Source organism: Actinomycetes bacterium, assembly GCA_022599915.1.
Taxonomy (GTDB): Bacteria; Actinomycetota; Actinomycetes; order S36-B12.
Map to the genome: position 1 here is coordinate 37877 of JAHZLH010000009.1, position 22505 is coordinate 60381.

21 protein-coding genes are annotated in these 22505 nt (G+C 59.6%); 9 read left to right on the forward strand and 12 right to left on the reverse strand.

Translation table 11 applies throughout. The annotated features are described in order from the left end of the window. Positions 1-881 precede the first annotated feature (881 nt). Entirely contained in the window at positions 882-2852 is a 1971-nt protein-coding gene (locus tag K0U62_02025) for a right-handed parallel beta-helix repeat-containing protein (GenBank protein MCH9800295.1), read from the forward strand. A 133-nt stretch (positions 2853-2985) separates the two neighbouring features. Here K0U62_02025 and dnaB read toward each other — a convergent pair whose 3' ends face one another. The 3 genes from dnaB to K0U62_02040 all read right to left on the reverse strand — a co-directional run bounded on the left by dnaB (position 2986) and on the right by K0U62_02040 (position 7281). Next, positions 2986-5247, reverse strand: coding sequence for a replicative DNA helicase (gene dnaB / locus K0U62_02030; protein ID MCH9800296.1), 2262 nt, complete (start codon positions 5245-5247; stop codon positions 2986-2988). A 495-nt stretch (positions 5248-5742) separates the two neighbouring features. Continuing rightward, positions 5743-6879: a hypothetical protein gene (locus K0U62_02035; protein MCH9800297.1), complete on the reverse strand. Its 1137-nt coding sequence runs from the start codon at positions 6877-6879 to the stop codon at positions 5743-5745. Positions 6880-6888: 9 nt separating this feature from the next. Continuing rightward, positions 6889-7281 (reverse strand): hypothetical protein, encoded by a 393-nt coding sequence (locus tag K0U62_02040; GenBank protein MCH9800298.1) that lies wholly within the window; start codon positions 7279-7281, stop codon positions 6889-6891. A gap of 55 nt (positions 7282-7336) precedes the next feature. Between K0U62_02040 and K0U62_02045 the strand changes: the two genes are divergently transcribed. Beyond that, the gene (locus K0U62_02045; protein MCH9800299.1) at positions 7337-7822 is read left to right on the forward strand and encodes a low molecular weight phosphotyrosine protein phosphatase; all 486 of its coding nucleotides are present in this window, start codon (positions 7337-7339) and stop codon (positions 7820-7822) included. Further along, entirely contained in the window at positions 7819-8712 is an 894-nt protein-coding gene (locus tag K0U62_02050) for a fructosamine kinase family protein (GenBank protein ID MCH9800300.1), read from the forward strand. The genes K0U62_02045 and K0U62_02050 overlap by 4 nt, the downstream gene beginning before the upstream one ends. A 19-nt stretch (positions 8713-8731) precedes the next feature. Here the strand turns inward: K0U62_02050 and rplI are convergent, their stop codons facing one another. From rplI to rpsF, 4 genes are read right to left on the reverse strand one after another with little or no spacing between them, the layout of a single operon-like run. After that, positions 8732-9178, reverse strand: a complete 447-nt coding sequence (rplI, locus tag K0U62_02055; GenBank protein ID MCH9800301.1) for a 50S ribosomal protein L9 — start codon at positions 9176-9178, stop codon at positions 8732-8734. A 13-nt stretch (positions 9179-9191) separates the two neighbouring features. Continuing rightward, positions 9192-9428 (reverse strand): 30S ribosomal protein S18, encoded by a 237-nt coding sequence (rpsR, locus tag K0U62_02060; protein ID MCH9800302.1) that lies wholly within the window; start codon positions 9426-9428, stop codon positions 9192-9194. 30 nt (positions 9429-9458) lie between these two features. Beyond that, entirely contained in the window at positions 9459-9944 is a 486-nt protein-coding gene (locus tag K0U62_02065) for a single-stranded DNA-binding protein (GenBank protein MCH9800303.1), read from the reverse strand. An 8-nt stretch (positions 9945-9952) separates the two neighbouring features. Beyond that, the gene (gene rpsF / locus K0U62_02070) at positions 9953-10225 is read right to left on the reverse strand and encodes a 30S ribosomal protein S6 (GenBank protein ID MCH9800304.1); all 273 of its coding nucleotides are present in this window, start codon (positions 10223-10225) and stop codon (positions 9953-9955) included. 235 nt (positions 10226-10460) lie between these two features. Here rpsF and xth point away from each other — a divergent pair, with 235 nt between their 5' ends. Both xth and K0U62_02080 read left to right on the forward strand, forming a co-directional pair. Beyond that, positions 10461-11243: an exodeoxyribonuclease III gene (gene xth, locus K0U62_02075; GenBank protein MCH9800305.1), complete on the forward strand. Its 783-nt coding sequence runs from the start codon at positions 10461-10463 to the stop codon at positions 11241-11243. A gap of 1 nt (position 11244) precedes the next feature. Then, complete coding sequence (locus tag K0U62_02080; protein ID MCH9800306.1) at positions 11245-12318, forward strand: aminoacyltransferase; 1074 nt, start codon at positions 11245-11247, stop codon at positions 12316-12318. Between the two features lie 29 nt (positions 12319-12347). On the opposite strand, the gene K0U62_02085 is transcribed toward K0U62_02080, so the two are convergent. From K0U62_02085 to K0U62_02095, 3 genes are read right to left on the reverse strand one after another with little or no spacing between them, the layout of a single operon-like run. Next, a complete protein-coding gene (locus tag K0U62_02085; protein ID MCH9800307.1) occupies positions 12348-13736 on the reverse strand; it encodes a glycosyltransferase 87 family protein in 1389 nt (462 codons plus the stop codon). A 43-nt stretch (positions 13737-13779) separates the two neighbouring features. After that, positions 13780-15909, reverse strand: a complete 2130-nt coding sequence (locus tag K0U62_02090) for a penicillin-binding protein (protein MCH9800308.1) — start codon at positions 15907-15909, stop codon at positions 13780-13782. Next, positions 15906-16403, reverse strand: coding sequence for a DUF5318 domain-containing protein (locus tag K0U62_02095; protein MCH9800309.1), 498 nt, complete (start codon positions 16401-16403; stop codon positions 15906-15908). Before K0U62_02095 ends, K0U62_02090 begins: the two co-directional genes overlap by 4 nt. A 328-nt stretch (positions 16404-16731) precedes the next feature. Between K0U62_02095 and K0U62_02100 the strand changes: the two genes are divergently transcribed. The 4 genes from K0U62_02100 (at position 16732) to K0U62_02115 (ending at position 20080) form a co-directional block, all read left to right on the forward strand. Further along, positions 16732-17343, forward strand: a complete 612-nt coding sequence (locus tag K0U62_02100; protein ID MCH9800310.1) for a PadR family transcriptional regulator — start codon at positions 16732-16734, stop codon at positions 17341-17343. Between the two features lie 18 nt (positions 17344-17361). Beyond that, on the forward strand, positions 17362-18441 hold the full coding sequence (locus K0U62_02105; GenBank protein ID MCH9800311.1) for an inositol-3-phosphate synthase: 1080 nt from the start codon (positions 17362-17364) through the stop codon (positions 18439-18441). Positions 18442-18573: 132 nt separating this feature from the next. Further along, a complete protein-coding gene (locus K0U62_02110; GenBank protein ID MCH9800312.1) occupies positions 18574-18741 on the forward strand; it encodes a hypothetical protein in 168 nt (55 codons plus the stop codon). Positions 18742-18784: 43 nt separating this feature from the next. Next, positions 18785-20080 (forward strand): MFS transporter, encoded by a 1296-nt coding sequence (locus tag K0U62_02115; GenBank protein ID MCH9800313.1) that lies wholly within the window; start codon positions 18785-18787, stop codon positions 20078-20080. On the opposite strand, the gene K0U62_02120 is transcribed toward K0U62_02115, so the two are convergent. Continuing rightward, positions 20077-21528, reverse strand: a complete 1452-nt coding sequence (locus tag K0U62_02120) for a CCA tRNA nucleotidyltransferase (GenBank protein ID MCH9800314.1) — start codon at positions 21526-21528, stop codon at positions 20077-20079. The two genes, K0U62_02115 and K0U62_02120, sit on opposite strands and share 4 nt — an antisense overlap. Before the next feature lie 7 nt (positions 21529-21535). Further along, positions 21536-22354 carry a sulfotransferase domain-containing protein gene (locus K0U62_02125; protein ID MCH9800315.1) on the reverse strand — a complete coding sequence of 273 codons (819 nt, stop codon included), beginning with the start codon at positions 22352-22354 and terminating at the stop codon, positions 21536-21538. Between the last annotated feature and the right edge of the window lie 151 nt (positions 22355-22505).

The window sequence follows — 22505 nt, forward strand, 5'->3', positions numbered from 1 at the left end:
CCGAGCGGCTGCGAGCCGGTGGTTGCCAAGGTTGTCGAGACACCGTCGGTTGTGATCTTAGTGACGGTACTGTCCACGTAGTTGCTGGTGTAGACGTTCCCGTCGGAGTCAAGCGCGATATCGATCGGCTGGTTGCCGGTGGAACCCAGAATCGTGGAGACACCATCGGGCGTGATCTTGCTGACGTTATTTGACTCCAGATTGCTGGTGTACACATTGCCGGACTCATCGACTGCGATCCCACGCGGTTTGCTGCCCGTGGTTCCCAGGGTGGCGGGCTTGCCGTTCGGCGTGATCTTGGTGACAGTGTTCGCACGGGAGTTGGCGGTGTAGATATTGCCGAAAGCGTCAACTGTGATGTCGTCCGGCCCGGCATCGGTCTTGGCGAGTTTCTCGGATTCACGAGGCGTGGGTTTTGCTGCTACGGCCGGTGTCATAGCACCTGCCCCCACGACTATTGCGCACGTGGCAATCAGCAAGGTTCCTAGTCGGGATCGGATTTTCGTTTGATTCATGGCCGCGATGCCTTCCTTACCAGCAATAGGCCCTACCCTATCCGACGGTCCGAAACCCTATCCGACGGTCCGAAACATCCCCCACGGTTAGGGAGTATCAGTTCGCCCACGAGTGCTGGTCCGAACGGAGGCAAAACCGACAGTTTCTGGCAGCATCGACGCTGGTAACAAAGCCGGTACGGCCTCCCGGAAATCGTGTCAGTAACTGGCCCTGCCAATTACTGACAGACGAGCGCGGCTAGCTTTGTCATTAATTCAACTCGTTAAGGTGAAAACAACGCCCAACACTTGTCAGATGTAGACATAGCTCGGCCAGCGCTGCTTGACTTCTCTTGGTAGGCACTCGCCACCCTCTGGAAGGCGCTCATGATGCAAAAAAAATCCTCACCGTTGGCCTACGGCTTGGCGCCCTTGGCCGGTGGCATACTCGTGCTCGCCGTGGTTTCTCCGGTTCACGCCACCACCGACGTCCCGGTCGCTACTGGTGATCTGGAGGCCACGAGCACCAGCGCCACAGTGTCGACATTGAGTTCGGGAGGAAGTGGGTCACTGCGCGCGGCGATCAAGTCTGCGAATCAAGCGGCTTCTGCGACGACGATCACGTTTTCGGTGGCCGGCACTGTCCGGTTGACCAAGAAACTCCCCGAGGTGACCAAACCGGTCACCATCGATGGCACTTCGGCACCCGAATACGTTGCGGGTGGCGCCCCGGTGGTGCAAGTGGATGCGAACGGCAACGAAGGTCTCGTGCTGCTCAAGGGCGCCAAGGGTTCGACCATCACCGCATTGGCCCTCGTGGGAGCTGAGCACCACGGGCTGAGCCTGCAAAGCAATAAGACCACCATCTCTGATAGCTATATCGGCGTGCGGATGTCGGGTGAGGCTGACGGGAACGGCAAAGCCGGCATCCACATCACCTCGAATAGCAACAGCATTGGCATCAACCCCGCAGGAGATTCGGGGGTGATGAGCAACCTGATCTCCGGCAATAGCGGTAGCGGCATCGTGATTGCTGGCGGATCGAACAACACCGTGGTGGCGAATCGCATTGGCACCAACGCCACCGGCACCAGCAAACTGGCCAATCGCGGGCACGGCATCACCTTGAAAAAGGAAGCAGCCGAGAACACCATCGGTGGCAACGCGTACACCGATACAGCCACAGGTCAGGTGAATGACCCCACTGGGGACAAGGGCAAGGTGACACCCGTATTTGTTGTTCCGCCCCTAGGGAACCTGGTCTCTGGCAATCGCGGTGATGGCGTCCACCTGACATCCGGAGCACGAAAGAATGTCCTGAGCGGAAATTTCATCGGCACCACTGCCAATGGCAACTCTGCGCTGGGTAACCGTGGTGACGGCGTCCAGATGGTGGCAGCACCAAGGAATAAGCTCATTGGCTGCACCTTCGTAGAAAATCCCTTTGTCTACTACAACGTCTTGAGTGGCAACGGCGGCCATGGGCTGGTCATTACCGATTCCCACAATGTGACCGTCCACGCCAACTTCTTTGGGGTAGGGGCCAACAACACTGCCCTATTGCCCAATCAGGGCAACGGCATCTTGGTGGAAGGCAGCTCGCGAAACACGCAGGTGGGTGGCGTGATCCCGCTCGGCAATGTTTCCGCCGGCAACAAAGCAAACGGAATTGAAGTCAAGGACAAGGTGACTGGCTTCATTACCTTCAATACCTTCGGTGGTCTCTTGGCCTTCAAGGGGGCAGCCCCTAACGGACGCAATGGTCTACTCATTACGTCAACTGGCGGCGACAACCTGGCCCGCACCAACGTCATGAGCGGCAACGCTGGCAATGGCATCCGGATCGCTGGTAGAGCCCGCGGCGTCACCGTCGATCCGAACATTGTCGGTGCCACCACCGACGGACAGAGTCCGCTGCCTAACGGAAAGCATGGGGTGGTACTGGCTGGTCGAGCGCACAACAACGTCATCGGTGGCACCCGGGAATCCGTCATTCCGCAGAATCTGTTCTCCGGGAATCTTGGTTACGGTCTGGTGCTGCAAGGAGATGTTCACAACAACCTGATCCAGGAAACCTTCATTGGAACCGAAGTATTCGGCGAGAAGGCGCTGCCGAACCAGAAGGGTGGCATTTTGGTCACGGATGACGCCAATAACAACTTCGTTGGCCTGCGGACCAAGAATCCGGCGAACATCATCAGTGGCAATATCGGCAACGGTGTCACCCTGACCGAGAGGACTCGCGACAACGTGTTCGACAACAACTACATCGGACTCGATCGAACTGGACGAGATTTGCCCAACTCCGGACAACCTGTCAGCGACTCAGGAACAGCCAATGTCTTTCTCGGGCCGTGAGCCCAGATAAAGGCGTCGCTGAACAATAGGCGGCCCACAGAAGATCGAGTTTGCATTTCCGGCCTGCCGGTGCCTGACCACAGGCAGGCAAATCAAAGACCGGCAAGCACTTCGTCGGTCGGGGCGATCGCAGTTACTCCCGCGCCATATCAACGAATCGACTGTAGTGACCCTGGAAGGCAACCGTGACAGTGTCAGTGGGGCCATTACGGTGCTTGGCCACGATCAGATCAGCCTCGCCGATACGAGGACTGTCGCGGTCGTAGGCGTCCTCGCGATGGATCAGTACCACCATGTCAGCGTCCTGCTCCAGGCTGCCTGATTCACGCAGATCGGAGAGCATCGGTTTCTTGTCGTTGCGCGCTTCCGGTCCACGATTTAGCTGGCTGATCGCAATCACGGGGACATCAAGCTCCTTGGCCAACAACTTGAGGGCCCGAGAAAACTCGCTAACTTCCTGTTGCCGCGACTCCACTCGCTTTCCTGAGGTCATCAACTGCATGTAGTCCACGATCACCAACCGCAACTCATTGCGCTGACGCAACCGGCGACACTTTGCCCGGATCTCCGCCATCGTCATATTCGGGGAATCGTCGATATAGAGCGGGGAACCGTGCAGGACACCTTGGCGGGAAGCGATCTTGCTCCAATCGGAATCTTGTACATTTCCGGACCGAATGTGGTGCAGCGGGATTTGAGCTTCTGCGCTCAGCAGTCTGGTCACAATCTCTTGGCTACTCATTTCCAGCGAGAAGATCACCGAAGCCAAGTCGTTCTTGATCGAAGCAGACCGGGCGATGTCTAAACCCAAAGTGGAGTTGTGCGTCGGCACCATCGTTCGCCCTGCCAAGAAAAGGTGCGCGGAGTGATCTACTTCGATGCATCGCACCGGCACCGACGGGATCGCTGTGATGTTTGTGATGGAGCGCTCGTGAGACACCGTGTTGTGTGCCAGCCACTCCTTATGGCGCAGGTCTTTCTCGGTCACCCGAAATACCGACTGGTCGCTGGTGAACGTGAGTCGTACCTGCGGTCCGGTGCTGCCGTGATGCGGTCGGCCAGAGACCGTCGCTGACGTTCCGAACGTCGAAAGCAGCTCAAACAGCCCCTGAGCCAGCGGCCGAGACTCAGTGTCGAGGACGATACTGCCGTCATCGTTGAGTTCCGCACCCGCGTCTAGTAGACCGGCGAGCAAGTCTCTGCGCTGCTGCTGACTAGTCCGCAGGTACTGCGGCGGGATGAAGCCCCGATGGCTGATACCGAGGTCACGGGCCTGCGCTGCCACCTCAGTGAGGTCACCACCCGCGGCGGCCGCCAACATCTGCACCTCATCGGGTAGTTCCCCAGTCGTGTGCGCAAGCCACGCTCCTAATGCATAGGGATCGATCGGCAGTACCGCTTCGGAAAGATCCAAAGATTCCACCGTCGGCAGCAGGAACGGACCGCGACCCTGCTGCTCGTGCAAGACCTCAGTGGTCACCACCTGGCTACCTTCGGTGGTCTCCACCTGCCATTGATGCTGGGCGTCGGCGACGACCCGGCTGCCGTCACTGAACTCAACGAGATAACAGGGGCGTCCCACCATGACTTCGGTTGCCGCCACAACCTCGGTGGCGGTGCCATCTGGTGCCAGTACCTGCTCCCCGACGGAAATCTCCCCCATAGTTGTCCAACCTTGGGGAGTCGGAACGGGGGTGTCGACCGCCAATGCCTTACCGATGGCCGGCCGGGCCGCGACGATGATCAACTGCCCGGGATGTAGTCCATTGGTTAGCCGGTCAAGGTCGACGAAACCGGTGGGTACTCCCACCATTTCGCCACCTCGAGAAGCAATTCCTTCAATTTCAGCGATCGCGTCCGGCATAACTTCACCCAGTGGACGGTAGTCATTAGCCGCCCGCGTGACAGTTGCCTCAAAGACCTCTGCTTGCGCACGATCAGCGATCTGCTCAACTTCACCCTCGCCGGCATAGCCCCACTGTGCGATGCGGGTTCCAGCATTAACGAGGTTGCGCAGCACCGCTTTGCCATGAACGATCTGCGCGTAGTAGGTGGCATTCGCTGCAGTCGGCACCTCGGCGGAGAGGGTGTGTAGATAGGGTGCCCCGCCGACCCGGTTCAGATCCCCGCTGCGAGTGAGCGCGTCAGCCACGGTCACCATATCCGCCGGTTGGCCCTTGGTAAACAGATCGAGAATGGTGCCGAAAATCGTTTGGTGATCTGGTCGGTAGAAGTCCTCGACGCGCAGTTCTTCAACAACGTCAGCAATGGCGTCTTTACTCAGCAACATGGCCCCGAGCACGGAACGCTCGGCAGGAATATCCTGGGGCGGCAGCCGATCCTCGGTCGGCCCAGGCGCATCGGAAGGTGGCGGGGGAAGTTCAGCTACTGACATCCGGTACCTCCAAGCATCTACGGCCCGCTTCTACTCGCTTCTACCCGAGGGGTCCGACGAATCCCCCGGATTTGCTGAGTGCCGCGGCCCCGGCGGTAGGCCGACGGACCGAGCAGCAGTCTCTCCCTGCGCTGCTCGACCCGTCGACCTGGACCAGTACCCCCCCGGTACTCCAACGGACCGGTCGGTACCGCCTCCAGGTCGGTACCGACATCAGCTTTTGCCACTTCGAGAAGTGGAGCCAATGCGACGCTACGACCCAGGGCAAAACCTGTCCAACGTCGTCAGCTGGCACCTGTGGATAACCTTGTGGACAGTGAGCGTGCCGGTTTTCCACAGACATGTGGATTGTCTGTGAATTTCACTGTGATTCGCGTCACGACACACCATTTGACTAGGGAAAACTCCATCCACTGGGTGTGGAAAGCAGATTTCTTTTTGTGATCTTGTGGTGGCGTGGGTCACAGTCGGCAAACTGACTGCTGTGTACAGCCACTAGGCACTTCCGGTCGTATTGGTCACCGGAAGATCAAATTCGGCAATATTTCCATTCGCTGGGTATTTCTCCCCCATGGGGCCGGCAGCCATCTCGGTCAAGAGTGTGCTGGTGACGGTTTCCACAAACTCGGTAGATTCCCGTGGCGGCCGCAAAGGATGACCGCTCGGGAAACCTCGCAGAGCTCGATTAACCCACCCAATAGACCCAGTTGCGAACACTCCTGCGCCAGACTTGACGGTGTAGTAGGTGGAGTTGCTGATCGTGACCGCCCCACCGCAGTCGGTCGGGTTATTCGCCACGATCTGCAGGTTCGCCGGGGTACCCGGCAACGGGTACGCCCGATCAGCCTCAATATCGACGATGCCTGCCAATTGGTCCCCGCTACTCACCCCCGTCCCGCGAAACAGGAAGAACTCTGGATCAACGACTGCGTACATGCCCTTGGCCGGATAGCACTCGTAGTCCATCCCGATCAGGGACCGCTCCGCTTCTCCGGCCGGCTGATCTCGAAACCGCACGGTGGTTTTCTTACCGGATACCGGGTCCTCACCGGCGTCCTTATAAACGGTGATTTGCGGCAATCCCGCCGCACCAGTGTCCACGCGAGTACGCCAGTACATGGTGTTGGCTCCGAGGAAAGCCAGATCCGTACCGCTATCGCGGGCGGCTTCAGTATCTTGGCGTCGCTTCGTTGTCCAATACTCGTCATGTCCCATCATCACGACACCCTCAGTACCCATCATGGTGGCGGCACCGGTGTCGAGATCGCTGGCCGCAACATAGGTAGTAGATAGGTCCAACTGCTCCGCCAGCCTGACAACCGGCTGCGCCAGACCCAAGTACCAGCCAGAACCAGCATCCTTGTCATAGGGACGGGAATACGACACGGCCCTCGAGCGATCTGCAAACCCCCCGGGACCGGTGTACACCGAGCGGCCACCCCAGGTGTTGTAGGCCTGCAGCGTGGTATCAGGAACGACTAACATCAACTTTCCGGAGGTGTCGCGGTCCCGCAGTACCAGAGGAACCAGCCACTCCGCACCGTTGTCACCAACAAGACGCAGCAGGTACGAGCCGCCGGGCCAGCTTGCCGTGTCCAGCTGCACCGACTCCGTCCAGGTCGCGTAGGGCATGCGCAGTTCTTAGTCGAAGCCAGTTCCGGTCTGCTGCTGTCCGGGCAGTGGTGTTGACCGCCATACCCGACGTGCCTCAGCCCCGCCGTAGTAGCCCATCCGATAAGCGACGACGCGGTAGGTCTTGGCGGTGGTGGAGACGTGCAGTGAGATCGGCTCTCCCGGTAACGCGGACGGCTTGTCCGCGTAGGCGGCCATGGCTTGTGGATTATCCGCTCGACCTCTGGCCTTGCGCCACGACTTGTCGCCGGGAAGTTGGCTTTCGGGTACCGCTTCTCGGGTGACTGTTGCCCCATCCCCAGCAGCGGACTCACCGGTGTCCGAATCCGCATATCTGGCTGCATCAGCGCAACCACCGAGTACCAGTCCCGCAGCCACCCATATTGCTGCTAGTGCGCGCATCGTGACAGATTACGTCCCTGCTCACGGTCATTCGATCACGGGCTAGATTCAGGTCATGGTCTATCGCATCACCTGCGTGTGTCTGGGCAACATCTGTCGATCTCCGATGGCGGAGGTGGTGCTGCGAGATCGCCTGAAAACCGCGGACCTTGATGATCGGGTGACCGTCGACTCCGCCGGCACCGGGGGCTGGCACATTGCTCGAGATGCAGACTCCCGAGCTCGTGAAACTCTCGAAGAAGCCGGCTACGACTTCCACCATTCAGCTCGACAGTTCCAACCTGACTGGCTCGATGAGGCGGATCTCATCCTCGCCATGGACTTGGCGAACCTCACTGATCTGCACAACCTAGCCGAGACCTACGGTCGAGAAGCCGATCACATCGCGTTGTTCCGGTCCTTCGACCCGGTCGCGCCCGCGGATGCCGAAGTACCCGACCCCTACTACGGCGGTGCTGAGGGATTCGTGACGGTGCTGGCTATGGTGGAGCGGGCCGCAGCCGGAGTCGTTGACCATGTTTCATCCCAGATGACCTCATGATCCAAGAAGAACTCCTCGCTGAACTGGGGCTGGACCTCGATCCGGAGTCAGCACAACCAGTGGCTGGCGGTGACACCGCAACAACTACCCGCTACGCAGGCCCAGCGGGGTCGGTTCTGATCAAAGCCGCCCGGCGATCTGCGCCGGGGATGTTTCCCGCCGAGGCGAGCGGCCTGCAATGGCTGGCGGCAGGCGGGCTGCCCACCCCGGCGGTGCTCGCAGTTTCCGAGAATGCGCTAGCGCTGGAATGGATCGCGGAAAGCAAGCCAAGCAAGCTGGCGGCGCAGGCGTTCGGTGCGGCACTCGCGAAGCTACACAGCACCGCTGTCGAAAGCTTCGGAGAGCCCCCGACAGCTGATGATGGCTGGCAACCGTCTTCCGGCTGGTTGGGCGCGGTACCTATCAGCTACAGCCGCGATTCTGACTGGCCAACGTTCTACGCCCAAGAGCGCTTGCTACCCACTGCTCAACTCGCCCATCTGCGTGGTGGCCTCAGCGGGCGCGGCTGGGCCGAAGCGAACCGACTGTGCGAGCTACTCACCGCCGGCTCCATCGACACCGGACCCGAACAACTGCCCACCCGAATCCATGGCGATTTGTGGGCTGGCAACTTACTGTGGCAGAGCTCGGAGATTTCAGTCATCGACCCCGCTGCCTACGGCGGCCATCCCGAAACTGATCTCGGCATGCTGTTGCTGTTCCCGCCATCCTGTCTGACTGACATTCTGCTGGGGTACCGCAACACTCGACCCCTAGCTGACGACTGGGAACAGCGAATACCGCTGCACCAACTCCTGCCGCTCCTTGTTCATGCGGTCATGTTCGGCAGCAGCTACGGCAGCCAAGTTGAGCGTGAAATCCAACGAGTACTCAGGACATTGGCCCGTTAGACGGACTGTGTTGCACGAATCAGTCAGCTGAAACTGAAACGCGGACCACAGCAGCCACATCTGGGTGCAACTGGACCGTGATCGGGTGCTCGCCCACGTGTTTGATCGGTTCTCCGATCTCAATCCGCTGACGATCCACATCCGGTCCACCAGCAGCCTTGATCGCTGCTGCGATATCCTGATCAGTGACTCGACCGAATAGCTGTCCGGTATCACCAGCTTTGGCCGCAACCGAGACCGAAAGCGCTTCCAGGTCGGTCTTGATTTCCTGAGCGTGGTCGAGGTTGCGCACCTCACGGATCTGCCGTGCTCGTTTGATCTGGTCGATCTGCTTCTCGGCACCGCGGGTCCAAGCGATGGCCATTCCCTGCGGAATCAGGTAGTTGCGCCCGTAGCCGTCTTTGACCTCGACAATGTCGCCTGGAGCACCGAGGTCTCCGACGTCACGAGTGAGGATTAACTTCATCTCAAACTCCCAATCAGCGTGCGTTGGAGGTGTAGGGCAGCAGGGCCATTTCGCGTGCATTCTTGACTGCGGTAGCGATATCGCGCTGATGCTGGCTGCAATTACCGGTAACCCGGCGAGCTCGAATTTTGCCGCGGTCCGAGATGAACTTACGCAGCAACTGGGTGTCCTTGTAGTCGATGAAGGTCACCTTGTCTCGACAGAACTGGCAGGGCTTGGTCCGGATAGGCCGGACGATCTGCTTAGGCATATTGGATCTCATTTCGATCGTTGGGAAAGGTTAGAACGGGGGCTCATCTGAGCCAGCGGAACCTGCGGGAGCGCTCCACGGGTCATCGGCGGCTTGACCTCCGCTGAAGCCGCCGGCGCCACCCGCACCGCCGGAGCTGTAACCGCCATCCCGGCTGATCCGCTCCACGGATGCCTTGGCATTGCGCAAGGCGGGGCCGACATCATCAACCTCAATCTCCATCACCTGACGGCGTTCGCCATCGCGGGTCTCATACGAGCGCTGCCGCAGCCGGCCAACAACAATGACGCGCATGCCCTTGGCCAGTGACTCGGTGACGTTTTCGGCCTGCTGCCGCCAGATATTGCAGGTCAGGAACAGCGATTCGCCGTCCTTCCATTCGTTGTTCTGCTTATCGAAGAACCTGGGGGTAGACGCGACGCGAAACGACGCGACGGCCGCACCCGAGGGGGTGAAGCGCAATTCGGGATCGGCAACAAGATTGCCGATCATGGTGATCTGGGTATCGCCTGCCATGGTTCCTCCTACTTGGCGTCGGGCCGGACGACCTTCGTCCGCAGTACCGCTTCGTTCAAGTTCAACTGCCGATCGAGTTCCTTAACGGACTCGGTGGTGCAGCGAATATCGATGACGGAGTAAATCCCGTCAGCGTACTTGTCGATTTCGTAGGCGAGCCGGCGACGTCCCCAGACGTCAATCTTGTCGACGTTGCCGCCGTCTTGCCGAATCACGTTCAGAAACGTATCCAGCGTGGGCTCGACGGTCCGCTCCTCTAGATCAGGAGCCAAAATGACCATAACTTCGTAGTGGCGCGCGTCCAATGGGACCTCCCTCGGTCTCAACGGCCACGGACGTTCCGCAGCAGGAGGATGGCGCTAGCCCGCGGCAATCGCCGGGGCGAACTCCCCAACTGTAACGGTTGGACACCCTCGCGGTGAAATCCTGTCTGCTACCTCCGACAACTAGCCTGTCGTTAGCGTTGCTGGGGAGGACCCAACCGGACGCGCAACTGTGCACACGTACAGTTTTCTTGTGCGCATCGCCACTTGGAACATTAACTCCATCAACCGCAGATTAGACCGCGTCATCGATTGGCTGGCAGCGGTTCAGCCAGACGTGCTGTGCCTGCAGGAAACCAAATGCCGTGCTGACGACTTTCCAGCACTGATGTTTTCCGGGGTCGGCTACGAGAGCGCAGTGGTCGGCGACGGAGCCTGGAACGGCGTCGCTATTTTGTCTCGAGTCGGTGTTGCCGACGTGAGCGAGGGGCTCCCGGCGGTTCCCTCGTGGGAGGGAAAGAGTGAACCGCGCGCTTTGGGCGCGGTGTGCGGCGATCTACGGCTGTGGAGTCTGTACGTGCCCAACGGCAGAACCTTGGACCACGACCACTACCGCTACAAACTGGAATGGTTGGATTGTCTGACCCAAACTGCCATCGCGGAACTGGGCAGTTACTCCAACTTGGCGTTGTTGGGCGACTTCAACATCGCACCCACCGATGACGACGTCTGGGATATCGAACTGTTCTCCGACAGCACCCATGTCACGGCGGCCGAGCGACAGCGACTGGCTGACTTGCGCGCTGCCGGGCTACAAGAGGTTACCGCCCGACCGCTGAAGTACGACCGCGCCTACACGTTCTGGGACTACCGCCAACTCGCCTTCCCCAAGAACAACGGTATGCGTATCGATTTGGCCTACGCCAGTGATCCAGTAGTGCAGCGAGTTACTGATGCCTACGTAGATCGCGAAGCCCGTAAAGGCAAAGGGGCCTCGGACCACGCACCAGTTGTGGTCGATTTGGCTGATCAGTGACATGTCGTTGACCGTTCGCCGAATAAGCTCTGCCGAGCATCTGGCCTACCTGGCGTCCCATCCGCAGGTTCCGCTGCGCCAGACACCTGGCTGGGCTCGAGGCTTCGAATCCAGCCGCACCGAGTCGATCGGCTGGTTTGAGGGCGATCGTTTAATTGGCGCCGGTCTAGTTCGTTACCGAGGTCTACCTCGACTGCCGATGCGAACCGTGGCGGTGCTGGCTGGCGGCCCAGATATCGACTGGACGGGAAAGCGCCGGCCGGGCTGCTCGCTGTCTGACTGGCTGGAGCCACTCAGCGAATTACTGCGTGACCAAGGAGCGATCTCGGTGCGGGTGAGCCCCGAGGTCGTGCAACAGGATTGGTGGGCGGTTGACCCAGATCAGAGGGCGCAGGGCAGTGAAATCCAGCTGCACCAGAACGGTGATGACCGCTGGGAGTACCGCCGAACCGAGCAACGACTAATCGAGGCAGGCTGGCAGCGAGTCGAACCATTGCCAGCGGAATGCACCGCCGAGGTGATGGTGGCCGGTGGGAACGCGCTGCGTCGCATCAATCACCTTGCCTCGTCCGATGCCCTATCCACTGGCTACCGGGTACGGGCCGGCTCCGCCGAGGAACTGCCGAGCGTGCATCGGGCAATCACGGACGTTCATCAAGGCATACCCACACCAGGCCTGCGGCGGCTCGCTAGTGGCTGGCAAGGTCTAGCGGCAGAAAGCCCCGGTTCGGTCAAACTCTTGGTGGTGGAGCAACAAGGAGAACCGCTCTACGGGGGTCTGGTGGCAGTGTCGGGTAACCGCGCCTGGGATCTCTCTGGCGTTTTGCCACAGCCGCATGCCGATCGCCCAGAAGTGCAGGCCCTGCGTGCCCACCTGATTGCACACACTGCCATGACTGGTTCGCGGTCCCTAGTGATTCCGACCTTGGCCACCGACCCCAGCAGTTCCATCCGGATGCCCGCACCGGGCTGGCCACCCACACAACTCAGACGCATGATCGGCACCTGGCAATTCCCACTACGGACGAATTGGCATACCGCACTGGCTGCCGTGGTGGATCGCCTCCACCTCTGACCCACTCCGACCGTTGGTCAGCCGGCTACTCATTTCGCCGGATCGACCCCCGCGCTTGCTAGCTTCAGCTCTGCTTGCCTGGGATGATCCAAAACTCCACCACCAGGATCATCGGCATGGTCAGGATCACCGTCGGAACGGATCGGATCGTATTGCGGCCACAGTGCGTCGCGCACCACGAGAGCGGCAAAGCTGATCGTGGCTACCAGGTGAATGGCAATGGCCGCTGCGTACCACTCGTCTGGCAATCCGCGCTCGCCGTCGGAGATGCCCACCAAATACCACCAGATCGCTACGAAGTAGACCGCCTGCGCCAGTTGCCACCAGATCAGATCACGCCAACGCGGCCGCGCCAAGATGGCCAGCGGCAGCAACCACAGCACGAACTGCGGCGAGTACACCTTGTTGCTAATGATGAACGCCGCAACGACCAGGAAACTCACTTGCGCCAATCGTGGTTTCTGCGGTGCGAAAAAGATCAGCGCGGCGATTCCCACACACAAAATCACCAGTTGCGTCGTGCCAAGTAGGTTAACCACACCACCCGGGATCGGAAATCCCCATTTCTCGACCATCAGCCACCAAGAGCCAAAGTCTTGACCACGTTCTTGCGAGAACGAAAAGAAGTAGGACCATCCTTCGGGATTGGCGAGGGCGAAATACAGATTCACGGCCAACCAGGCGGCAGCAGTAGACAGCAGCGCCCGACCGAACGCGGCTAGTCTTCGGTCCCGTAGGCACAGCAGGAACAACGGCCCTAACAGCAGCAACGGATAGAACTTGGCGGAAATCGCCAGACCCAGTGCGAGACCCGCCCATCCCGGTCGGCTTCGTGACCACGCCAGCAATGCTAGTGATGTGAGCGCCACCGCTAGCCAGTCCCAGTTGATGAATGACGCGAGTAGCACCGCCGGTGAAGCAGCCAGCAGTAGACCGTCCCAGGCCCGCCGACGAACCGTCAGCGAGGTAGCGATAAGGGCAACCACGTAGAGCAAGTAGGACAGCGTCGCTGTGGCGAGGTAGTAGGTCAGCGGGTTGGTCGAGAACAGTCCGATACCTTTTGCGATCAGCCATACCCAGACTACTGTCAGGGCCGGGTACTCCAAGGGTTGACCGTCCGCTGGCCATTCCAGGATCGGCATCAAACCGTCAGCAAGCCCGCGCAGTTGATAGAGCACGGGAATGTCGCTGTAACACAGTGCCTCGTACCGATCCGGGTTCAACCAACCGTTGGACATACAGGGATAGGTGCGCAGCAAACCGACCCAATACACCAAGGTGCCGACGACCAGAATTATGCGAAGCGGAGTCCAAAATTGCGGACGGGCTTCGTGATCGCCAGCGGGACCACCGAGCCCTTCGTTTCCCTCCCGCAGATCGGGATCCGATCGCGTGGGTCGGATCTGCGAGTCAGCCACACCGGCACTCTACTGCGCCGAACCTGCGGGGTGGTGATAACGCCTAACCGGTCGGAACCGGTTCGACAGACTCCGCCTCCCGGCCTTGCGGAACTTCTTGCACTTCTGGTGTTGGCTGCTGACCACCGCCACCGCCTTGCAGTCCAGGGTCTACCGGTGTCGGTGTGGGGGGCAACGTCGGCTGCTGGGTGGGTTGTTGAGTGGGTGGTTGGGTCGGTTCCGCTGTCGGGGATTCCGTAGGTGACGGTTCCTCCGAGGGGCTTTCGCTTTCACTCGGCTCAACCGACGGACTGGGCAGCTGTCCCGGTGGAACGAAATCTTCTTGCGGCTCATCGGCCAATGCTGCCTCAATAAAAGTCGCCCAAATAGCGGTAGGGAATGAGCCACCGGTGACATTGCCTACGCCACCGGTACCGTTCAACGACACCGGATTTCCCTTCTTGTCGGACTTGGTCATCATGACGGCGGCCGACATTTGGGGGGTGTAGCCGACGAACCAGGCAGCGGTGCTGTCGTCAGTAGTTCCCGTCTTTCCCGCTGCCGGCCGTCCGGTCCACGATGCCCGTGTCGCCGTACCCGAGGTCACCACGGTTTGCAGCGCATAGTTCGTCAAATCCATGGTCTGCGGGTCAAAGACACGTCGGCCGCGATCGGGATCGATCCGGTAGGCCTCTTCACCAGTGTTGAACACGATCTTGCGAATGATCGTCGGTGTCGCGGCCGTTCCCCGCCCCGCAAAAGTGCTGAAGCTAGCGGCCATGTCGATCGCCCGCGGCGACGCCGAGCCCAAGACAAAGGTGAGGTTAGGTTCAATACCTGGCGTATCGGCGGGTAGGCCAAGCCGCTCAGCGGCGTTGATCGACTCCTTTACCCCCACCGTGGCCTCCGCATCGACATAGGCCGTGTTGATGGACTTAGTCGTCGCCTGCAGCAAGCTGACGGTGCCGTAACTGGCATTAGCGAAGTTCTGCAGCGTGTACCCCTCTACGGTGGCGGGCGAGTTGCCGTTCCAAGTGGAATCCAGTCCGAAGTCTTCCTCCAAGGCAGCCGCCAAGGTAAAGGCTTTGAAGGTCGATCCCGCCTGCGCCCGAGCCTGCAACGCATTGTCGAGTTGGTTGTCGAGGTAGTCCTTGCCGCCATAGATCGCAGCGATTTCTCCGGTGACCGGGCGCACCGCAGCCAATCCGACCCGAACTCGCTGGTCGTCGTATTGCGGCCCAGCTGTTTCCACCGCAGTCACTGCACTACTTTGCGCTTTGCGATCGATAGTCGTGACGATGGTTAAGCCGCCTTGATTGAGCTCAGCTTCGGTCCATCCCATTTCCACCATTTCCCGGCGGACCGCTTCGATGATGTAGCCGTTTTGGCCGGCGTACTGGTTCTTATCCTTCAACTTCTTGAACTTGGGGAATTCCGCGTTCTGGTACTCCTGCTGCGTTATCCACCCCTCGCTGAGCATGCCCTCGAGCACGTAGCTCCAACGAGCCTGCAGCTCATCCGGATAAAGCGATGGTTCGAAGTTGCCGGGAGACTGAATGATTGCTGCTAGCGCCGCGCCCTCCTCCAGGGTGAGTTTGGCGGTCTTCTTCCCGAAGTACACCTCGGAAGCAGCTTCAATCCCGTAAGCCCCACGGCCAAAGTAGATGGTGTTGAGGTAGTCCTCCAGGATCTGATCTTTTGACTCAATCGTCTCTAACTTCACCGACAGGACTAGTTCCCTCAGTTTGCGGGTCCAGGTCTGCTCTTGCGTTAGGTAGGCGTTTTTCACGTACTGCTGGGTGATGGTCGATCCGCCCTGCTTGTCACCACCAGAGACGTTGTTGACGAATGCTCGGGTGATGCCTTGGATCGAAAAGCCACCGTGATCGTAGAAGTCTCGATCCTCAGCCGCCAGAACCGCGTATTGCACATGCTCCGGAACCTCACTAAGCGGGATGCTCGTTCGTCGGACATCTCCTACGCGCCCAATGACATTCTTACCGTCGGCGTAGGTCACCTTGGTGGTCTCCGCCAGAGCGACGTCGTTTTGGTCGGGAACTGGAATCAAGAAAACCGCTAGCGCGAAAACGCCCGCTGCGAGCACGATGCCACTCAGCATCAGCCCCAAGACGAGTTTCCACGACGGTAGGAATCTGCCCGCACCAGTCTTGTCTGACCTTGGGTAGTTGATCACGCTCTCCCCCTTCTCGGTGGCTTACGTGGCTGGCCATCCCCTAGAACGTAGGACATCACCAGATGGTTCCACTCACAGCCACGACACACCTCGACCACGTAGACCCGAAAAGCCCCGTATTGCAGGGCCAGTTCAGGAAGTTCGTTAGCGGCTCTCACGCGACCGGACAGTTCCCCCATCTCCGCACCGAAGGTGTAGGTGATGCACACCAGCTGCTCTCGGCGGCAAACCGGACAATCTCGGGAAGTCTGCTCGCCGTGATACTTGGCAGTGCGCAGCAAAATCGGGTCCGCGTCGCAGATATCTTCCCGTAACCCTCCCCGCACCAGTCCCAGCAAAGTGGCCCGACGTTGCATCGTGTAGTCGATGACATGCCGGGGGCGAGTCGGATCGGCGACTTCTTCCGGCTCTGGCAGCGACTCCCGCGGGGGCTTTGTGGGTGCAGCAGCAACCCGTGAACCACGGGGTAACTGCTGCTGTTTATGAGTCGCCATCCGTCCAGAGTAAGTCTCGAACTGATATTTGCCATCTGCCCGAGATGCAGTTGTTACGTGACTGGAATCGCATACCTACCGGTAGCGGACCACCACGGGATGTTCACGTTGGGCTACCGCCGCGACACGCAAATGTTTATTTGTGCTTGCTACGGGCACACCTAACCCGTAAAGTTGAGAAAACAAGATATATCGAACCGACATATCTGTTTCGAGTATCGGGTCAAGATATCGACGGCAATAGTTCGCCACGACATCTCGGCACACACTCGATGGAGATGACGGACGAGCAGGCAGCCACCTCGTGGCTGTTGGAAGGAAGATCAGTATGGCCAAGCGCTCCGAAGTGCTTGAATTCGCCGTGCTTGGTCTGTTGCAAGACAACCCCATGCACGGCTACGAGTTACGCAAGCGACTCAACAGCGTCCTGGGTACCTTCCGCGCTATTTCCTACGGTTCCCTCTACCCCTGCTTGAAGGGCCTACTACAGCGAGGCCTCATCGAGGAGGCGGGCCCAGCCGATGCTGGTGCGCCAACCCTTTCAGGCCGGCGAGCCAAGATCGTCTACCGCTTAACTGCGGAGGGCAAAGAGCACCTAGCGGATCTACTAGAAGATAGTGGTCCGCAAGCGTGGGAGGACGACAGGTTCGGTGTCCATCTGGCCTTTTTTGGTCGGACCGACGCAGATGTGCGCATGCAGATTCTGCAAGGAAGGCGTTCCCGGCTAGAGGAGCGATTGGCGACGCTACGGACGTCAATGGCTCGCTCACGTGAGCGGCTGGACACCTACACAATCCAGCTTCAGCAACACGGCCTTGACTCAGTTGAGCGTGAGGTCTCGTGGCTGCGAGAACTGATTGACAACGAAACAGAAAACAACCAAGGCAGCGGAACCGCCGTTGCCACCGACTCCGGCAGCGGTCAGCCCGCTCACCGGTAACCGAAGGAGAGAACAGCGATGGGGAAGATTCGCGTCGCACTCGTCGGCGTAGGTAACTGTGCCGCGTCCCTAGTTCAGGGCGTCGAGTACTACCGCAACGCCGACGTCGAGTCCCGTGTTCCGGGGCTTATGCATGTCCAGTTTGGCGAGTACCACGTGGGAGACATCGAGTTTGTGTCCGCCTTCGATGTGGACGCCAAAAAGGTTGGCCAAGACTTGTCTGACGCCATCCTCGCCAGCGAGAACAACACGATCAAGATCTGTGATGTTCCGCCGAGCGGTGTGACCGTGCAACGGGGCCCGACACTAGACGGCCTCGGCAAGTACTACCGGGAAACCATTACCGAGTCCAGCGATGACTCGGTCGACGTGGTGCAGGCACTCAAGGACAGCAAAGCTGACGTCTTGGTCTGCTACCTGCCCGTGGGCTCCGAAGATGCCGCGCGGTTCTACGCTCAGTGCGCCATCGACGCAGGGGTAGCGTTCGTGAACGCGCTTCCGGTCTTCATCGCGGGAACTCCCGAGTGGGCCAAGAAGTTCGAGGACGCTGGTGTCCCAATCGTTGGCGACGACATCAAGTCACAGGTTGGCGCCACCATCACGCACCGAGTGCTCACTAAGTTGTTCGAGGACCGCGGCGTCACCGTCGATCGGACCTACCAGCTCAACGTAGGTGGCAACATGGACTTCAAGAACATGTTGGAGCGCGATCGGTTGGAGTCCAAAAAGATCTCCAAGACTCAGTCGGTCACCTCACAGATGAGCCGGGACATCGGCTCCCGCAACGTTCACATTGGACCGAGCGACTACGTCGAATGGCTTGACGACCGCAAGTGGGCGTTCATCCGGCTAGAGGGCCGTAACTTCGGTGATGTGCCGTTGAACCTGGAGTACAAGCTTGAAGTGTGGGATTCGCCGAACAGCGCCGGCATCATCATCGATGCGCTGCGTGCGGCGAAGATCGCCAAGGACCGCGGCATCGGTGGACCGATTCTGTCGGCCTCCTCATACTTCATGAAGTCCCCACCGGTGCAATACACCGACACGGAAGCCAACCAGGCCGTCCAAGACTTCATCGCCGGAAAAATCGAACGCTAGTCCGATACGAGTCAGCCGAGGGGCCGGGACCGCACTGCGGGCTCGGCCCCTTCGCATTCCCTAGGAACGGCAGCTCTTGACTCATACCGGCCGGAACGCCCTGACCGTAGCCAACGACGCTAGGGTCATCTCATGGAGTTCGACGCACGTGGAATGGCGGTCGGTATCGCCGGAGGAACAGTCCTGGGCACAGTTTTGTGGCTTCTTGTGGGCAACACCGTGCTGATCGGCCTGTTTGCCGCCATCGGCGCAGTTATCGGAATGAACTCGAGCTGGTTCAACCGGGGTGACCAGGAATAGCGTCACTGGACTACCAATGAGAACTAGGCAGTAGCGTCAGACCGTGGCAGAGGACATCCGGGCGCCGATAGCGATCCTGCTGCGCAACACCGGATTTCTTCGGCTGCTAGCGACGAGGCTTACCGGTTCCTTCGGGGATGGGCTACTGCAAGCCGCGTTGGCGTCTTTCGTGTTGTTCTCGCCAGAGCGACAACCCACTCCGCTCGCCATTGCGGTGTCGTTCGGGATTCTGCTACTGCCCTACTCTCTCATCGGACCCTTTGCGGGCGTCTTTCTCGATCGGTGGCGCCGTCGGCAAGTCCTGGCCCGGGCCAACTGGGCTCGCAGTGGCACGGTGCTACTGACTATTCCGGTGGTGGCGGTGGGCCGAGACGGCCTGGACTTGGGTCTCATCGTATTGGCCACGCTGGGCCTCGGTCGATTCGTTTTGGCTGGCCTCTCCGCCGCGCTGCCCCATGTCGTGGAGCAGCAACGACTGGTAACTGCAAACGCGGTGGCACCAACAGCAGGAACGATCATCTATGGGTTGGGGATCCTGGTCGGAATCTCACTTGGGCGCCTCGCTGGCGGTGGCGACACCGGTGTCGGCTACGTACTCGCGGCAGCGGCCCTGATCTACGCTGCAGCAGGATTGGTGCCGCTGTCCTTAGGGCGTGATCGACTGGGTCCCAGCAACGATCAACATGGCGAAACCACCTCAGCTGTTGTTCGAGGTTTGATTGCTGGCTTCCGAGTCCTCACCGCGGACCGGCCCAGTTGGCGCGCTGTCGCTGTTCAGCTGGTGCACCGGTTTGCCTTCGGCGTGCTCACCGTGGTGCTGCTGTTGCTGCTGCGCAACACCATGAATCCCGCCAGCGACCCTGATACGGCGCTGGCAGAGTTTGCACTCGTGGCCGGCGCGGTGACTGCTGGGGCTCTGCTAGCCGCAGTCATTACTCCGACGATGACCCGTCGGACGGGAACCGTGAACTGGACGTCAGTAACCCTGGTGATGGCCGGTGTTGTGGCGCCCATCTCGCTTGGTCAACTGCAGGTGTGGACGCTAGCGCTCGGTGGACTGTTCGTGGGTCTAGCCCAGCAGTCGGCCAAGATCGGGGCCGACACCACGCTGCAACGCAGAATCACCGATGATCATCTGGGTCGGGTGTTCTCGCTCTTCGACGTGGGCGTAAATGTGGCTCTCGTTCTGGGTGCGCTAGTCGTGGCCTTTACCTGGCCCGATAGCGGCTTCTCCTGGATTGGCTTCGTTGTTCTCGGTGGCCTTTACCTAGTCACCGCACTCTGGTACCGCAGTACATCACCCGGAAAGGACGAAGCAACATTAGCGACCGAGTCCTAGTCAGACTGCTGTTCGCGCCACCACTCCAACAGCGCTACCTCGGCCGCCGCAGAACCGATCGGCCCCTGGTCCAGCCGTAGATCGAGCAGGAACTGATACGCCCGACCGACATCTCGTCCGGGCGGAATGTCCAACAAAGTCATGATCTGGTTGCCGTCCAACTCCGGTCGGATGGCCGCCAACTCTTCTTCCACCGCCAGCCGAGCAATCCGGCTTTCCAAGCCGTCGTAAGCCCGCTGTAAAGCCTGAGCTCGTCGGCGGTTGCGGGTAGTGCAGTCGGCACGAGTCAGTTTGTGTAGTCGCGGCAATAGCGGACCAGCATCGCGCACATAGCGACGAACTGCGGAGTCGCTCCATTCGCCAGTCCCATATCCGTGGAATCGAAGATGTAACTCGACCAATCGAGCAACATCATCCACTTGATCGTTGCGGAAGCGGAGTTTGCGGAGCCGCTTAGTCGTCATGCGCGCCCCCACCACCTCATGATGATGGAACGAAACACCGCCGCCAGCCTCGAACTTGCGGGTGCGCGGTTTGCCAATGTCGTGCAGCAATGCGGCAAGTCGCAGCACCAAGTCCGGCCCGCTGTCTTCCAAAGCGATGGCCTGATCGAGCACGGTCAACGAGTGCTCATAAACATCCTTGTGATGGTGATGCTCATCCATTTCCAACTTCAGCAGCGGAATCTCTGGCAACACCTGCTCTGCCAGACCAGTCTGAACGAGGGCCTCAATCCCCAGCCGAGGATTTTGGCCAATCAAGAGCTTCGTCAACTCGTCCCGGACTCGCTCTGCGGAAACGATTCCTAGCCGGTCCGCCATGGTCGTCATCGCAGCCAGTGCCTCCGGCGCTACCGCAACTTCCAACTGTGAAACAAAGCGCGCTGCTCTCATCATGCGCAGCGGATCGTCCGAAAATGACTGCTCCGGCGTTCCCGGCGTACGCAACCGCTTGGCAGCAAGATCGATCAGCCCGCCGTTGTCGTCAACGAATTCGCCGCTGGGAAGGCGAACGGCCATGGCGTTGATGGTGAAATCTCGGCGTATCAAATCAGCCGCGAGCGAGGTACCGAACGCGATTTCCGGTTTGCGGGAATCTTCGGTGTAGGAGTCGCTGCGGTAGGTGGTGATCTCCCACGTCTGCTCTCCCTTCCGCAATCCCACGGTGCCGAAGCGGATCCCCACATCCCAGACCGCATCCGCCCACTCGCGCACAATGGCAATGGTTTGCTCCGGCGTGGCATCCGTGGTCAGGTCAATATCAGTGCCATTGAATTCATGTAGAACGGCATCGCGGACGCAGCCACCGACAGCCGCCAAATCGTGGCCCGCGCGTTGGAACAGCTCACCGATTTCCAACAGGTCGGGGACCCACTCCAGCAAAGCCCGAACAGCCCGTTGCTGAACTTCGGCGATGGCGGGCGGGACTTCTTGGCTCACGTAGGCCAAGGGTAGGTCATTCGTTGGCTAGCGATTCCCACGGGAGCGTAGACCTACCGAGCCACTCCTTGAGTCGCGCATCGTAAGGCTGGAACTCTTCCATCAGTCGAGACCGCGTCTCGGGGTTCAACGGCGGATAACTGCTGGGGGGCAATTTCTGCACCGAGTCAGGTGACTCTTGCTGCCTTTCCCGTAGCGTGATCGGTCTATCTTCATTGAACGTGTTCCGCACCGGCAGGCCGGATTTCTTCCGCAGCAACGGATCCAATCCGAGAAATTCCAAAACCTTCCCAATCTCAGAATCAGGATCGACTTTTAGCTCCTCCAACGTGACAACGCATATCCGCTCTCGTCCGAAAAGATTCTCCAGATCCGCCAACTGATCGATATAACGACTCCGGTCCAGATAGGACCAGCGGTATCGCCACCGTGGTTTTGCTGTCGCGAGGCGCTCCGGCTCGGCAGCCAACGCCTCTTCGAAAGTCGATAGCTCTTCGCGGTCATACCGCTTCGAGTGCCAGAAATGTGAGTACGACCGCTTTATCGGATCACGCAGGCTGACGATAAGTCGAATGTCCGGTAAGTCCCGAGCAATACGTTTTCGCAGTCGCCGGTCGTACATATATACCGGTGTTCCCTCACCCACCTGAGTTTGCTTTCGTCTTAGTCTGAACTGGTCTTCGTACCAGTCCATCCCACGGTCATAGTGCCTATCGAAAAAGTGCAGTTCTTTGCGAGTTGCCCGGCCGACCTCGGGGTGACTCCGCACAGCGCTGTAAAGGCTCGTCGTGCCAGCCTTCATGGCACCGGCGATAAGAAACGTGGGTTTCACCACGAGGTCCCTCCCAGAGTCGATATGTCACCCGGAGTCTAGACAGTACAGAACTTAGACGCGGTCGCGGTGACAACATGTCCGGCTAGGGATGATCGTTACGTAGCTGGCAGGCACCTATCGTTGATCTATGAGTCTGCGGAAATCTGACCGG

Bases quoted from the DNA above. Each gene is read 5' to 3' on its own strand.
- K0U62_02025 (MCH9800295.1), top strand. From the start codon at position 882: ATGATGCAAAAAAAATCCTCACCGTTGGCCTACGGCTTGGCGCCCTTG.
- dnaB (MCH9800296.1), bottom strand. From the start codon at position 5,247: ATGTCAGTAGCTGAACTTCCCCCGCCACCTTCCGATGCGCCTGGGCCG.
- K0U62_02035 (MCH9800297.1), bottom strand. From the start codon at position 6,879: ATGCCCTACGCGACCTGGACGGAGTCGGTGCAGCTGGACACGGCAAGC.
- K0U62_02040 (MCH9800298.1), bottom strand. From the start codon at position 7,281: ATGCGCGCACTAGCAGCAATATGGGTGGCTGCGGGACTGGTACTCGGT.
- K0U62_02045 (MCH9800299.1), top strand. From the start codon at position 7,337: ATGGTCTATCGCATCACCTGCGTGTGTCTGGGCAACATCTGTCGATCT.
- K0U62_02050 (MCH9800300.1), top strand. From the start codon at position 7,819: ATGATCCAAGAAGAACTCCTCGCTGAACTGGGGCTGGACCTCGATCCG.
- rplI (MCH9800301.1), bottom strand. From the start codon at position 9,178: ATGAAGTTAATCCTCACTCGTGACGTCGGAGACCTCGGTGCTCCAGGC.
- rpsR (MCH9800302.1), bottom strand. From the start codon at position 9,428: ATGCCTAAGCAGATCGTCCGGCCTATCCGGACCAAGCCCTGCCAGTTC.
- K0U62_02065 (MCH9800303.1), bottom strand. From the start codon at position 9,944: ATGGCAGGCGATACCCAGATCACCATGATCGGCAATCTTGTTGCCGAT.
- rpsF (MCH9800304.1), bottom strand. From the start codon at position 10,225: ATGGTCATTTTGGCTCCTGATCTAGAGGAGCGGACCGTCGAGCCCACG.
- K0U62_02080 (MCH9800306.1), top strand. From the start codon at position 11,245: ATGTCGTTGACCGTTCGCCGAATAAGCTCTGCCGAGCATCTGGCCTAC.
- K0U62_02095 (MCH9800309.1), bottom strand. From the start codon at position 16,403: ATGGCGACTCATAAACAGCAGCAGTTACCCCGTGGTTCACGGGTTGCT.
- K0U62_02100 (MCH9800310.1), top strand. From the start codon at position 16,732: ATGGCCAAGCGCTCCGAAGTGCTTGAATTCGCCGTGCTTGGTCTGTTG.
- K0U62_02105 (MCH9800311.1), top strand. From the start codon at position 17,362: ATGGGGAAGATTCGCGTCGCACTCGTCGGCGTAGGTAACTGTGCCGCG.
- K0U62_02110 (MCH9800312.1), top strand. From the start codon at position 18,574: ATGGAGTTCGACGCACGTGGAATGGCGGTCGGTATCGCCGGAGGAACA.